We start from the raw sequence: 1956 nt of genomic DNA on the forward strand, positions 1-1956 counted from the left end.
CGGTGGGCCGGCCGGGTCGGCGCTCCGGGTGGTCACTGCCCGAGCAGGACCTCGCGCAGGCGCACGGCGAACTTCTCCGGGTCGTCGGCGAATCCGGTGTGGTCGCCGGGGAAGATCGTGGGCTCGATCCCGAGTCCCGCGGCGAGAGCCCTCGACGTACGGTCGCAGCTCTGGCCCGCCGAGTCCGCGCCGATCCCCACCACGACACGGGTGGAGGCCGAGCCGAGCGCGGAGATGTCGGGCAGCCACCGCACGGTCGGACGCATCTCGTGTGCGAACCAGAAGCGCTCGTCGGCGGCCACCTGAGGATCGCGCTCCCCGCCGAACATGTGCTCGACGGCGCCGTCGGGCAGCTCGATGTCGGCCTGGTCGAAGAACATCCGCCAGGCTCCCAGCACATCGCCACCGAGGTAGGTGGCGATCATGTCGTCGGTCCGGGCGCGGACCTCGTCGCGGTCGTCGAGGAGTTCGTCCAGCGGGGGCTCATGGGCGATGACGGTGCGCACCTGCTCGGGGTGTGCCTCCACCAGGGCGAGCGCGCTGACCGCACCGCCGCTGGAGCCCAGGACCACGGCCGGGCCCGCGTCGAGGTGGGTGATGAGCCGGGAGAGGTCGTCGGCGCGCATCGCGGGTGTGGAGTCGCTGTCCGGGTCGTCGACCGAACTGCGGTTGATGCCCCGGGGGTCGGTGGTGAGGACCGTGTGGTCGGCGGCGAGCAGATCGGCCAGCGGCGCGAAGGCGACGGCGTCCATCGGGGCGCCGACCAGCACCACGAGCGGGCCCGCGCCACGCACCTCGTAGTGCAGGCGCGCTCCCGGTACCTCCAGGGTGCGGACGGCGACGGGGACGGTCGGTTCGGGTGCCATGGGATCCTCCTGAGCAGAACGGTGCCGCGTGGGGCGCGGCCGGTGCGAGGGGGGTGCTTTCCCCGCCTCTCACCCCTTGCGTCGAACGGGACGGAGCCCGATCGACACATCGACCGGACTATTTTCCGGAATCTTCCCCGGCCGCCCGACGTGGGGCATTCACGATTTCACTCGATTACGTTGTGCAGTTATTGGCTACCGAGGGTAGTTCTTGTGGTGGTTTCCTCCCGGGACGACATCCCCGACCCTCTGTTCCTATTGCTCCAAGGAGTCACTCATGGCCCATGTCAGCGAGGACGACGCAGCGCTCAAGAAGTCGATGGCGCAAGCCGCCCCTGGACAGATCTGGCACCACAGCGTGCGGGAGAGCGTGGACGCCGCGATCGGCTTCCTCAATATCGACCCCGTGCAGGGCGCCGGCGAGGCGATCATCACCAACCGGTCGGACGGGCAGGTGGATCTGGTCTACCTGCTGTGAAAGCGGCGGTGTTCGGCTGATGTGCCGGTGTTCCGGCGATGCCCGGCGGTTCGTAAGCCGTGCGCCGTGCGCCGTGAACCGTGCGCCGTAGTCCGTGCGCCGTGAACCGTGTCCCGGGTTCTACCGGGCTGTTCTACCCGGCCCGGCGTGGCTCGACGGTCATGGGAAGCCGGTCGGCGTGCACCACGGCGGATGCGACCTCTCTCGGGGTGTGTCCCGCGACGGGAACGAGGTGCCAGCGGCCGAGGACCGTGGCGATGGCGATGGTCGCCTCGGTCCACGCGAACTGGGCGCCGAGGCATTTGTGGGCACCGGCCCCGAAGGGGATGAAGGCGCGGTTGGGTCCGTGTGCTTCCTGACGCTCCGGCAGCCATCGGTCGGGGTCGAAGCTGTCCGCATCGGTGAAGAGGCGCGGGTCGCGGTGCACGGCGTAGAGGCTGAAGGCGACCTCGGTTCCGGCCGGGAGGGTGAAGCCGCCAAGTTCGACGGGTGTGGTGGCCCGGCGCATCAGCATGGTCACACCGTGCAGGCGGGCGACTTCCTCCAGCACCCGCCGGATCACGACCAGCCGGGGTACGTCCTCGACCGTGACCCGGTCGCGGTCGCCGACGA

Annotated in this window: 3 protein-coding genes; 1 reads left to right on the plus strand and 2 read right to left on the minus strand. The window is 70.0% G+C overall.

Annotated elements, in window-relative coordinates; all coding sequences use genetic code 11:
- Positions 1-32 precede the first annotated feature (32 nt).
- On the minus strand, positions 33-866 hold the full coding sequence (locus tag ACWF94_RS39565; protein WP_453499988.1) for an alpha/beta fold hydrolase: 834 nt from the start codon (positions 864-866) through the stop codon (positions 33-35).
- Between the two features lie 277 nt (positions 867-1143).
- Here ACWF94_RS39565 and ACWF94_RS39570 point away from each other — a divergent pair, with 277 nt between their 5' ends.
- Entirely contained in the window at positions 1144-1344 is a 201-nt protein-coding gene (locus tag ACWF94_RS39570; protein WP_453499990.1) for a hypothetical protein, read from the plus strand.
- A gap of 133 nt (positions 1345-1477) precedes the next feature.
- On the opposite strand, the gene ACWF94_RS39575 is transcribed toward ACWF94_RS39570, so the two are convergent.
- Positions 1478-1956, minus strand: a 479-nt coding sequence (locus ACWF94_RS39575) for a cytochrome P450 (protein WP_453499992.1), incomplete at its 5' end; no start/stop codon positions are given.

The organism is Streptomyces sp. NPDC055078, from assembly GCF_053607985.1.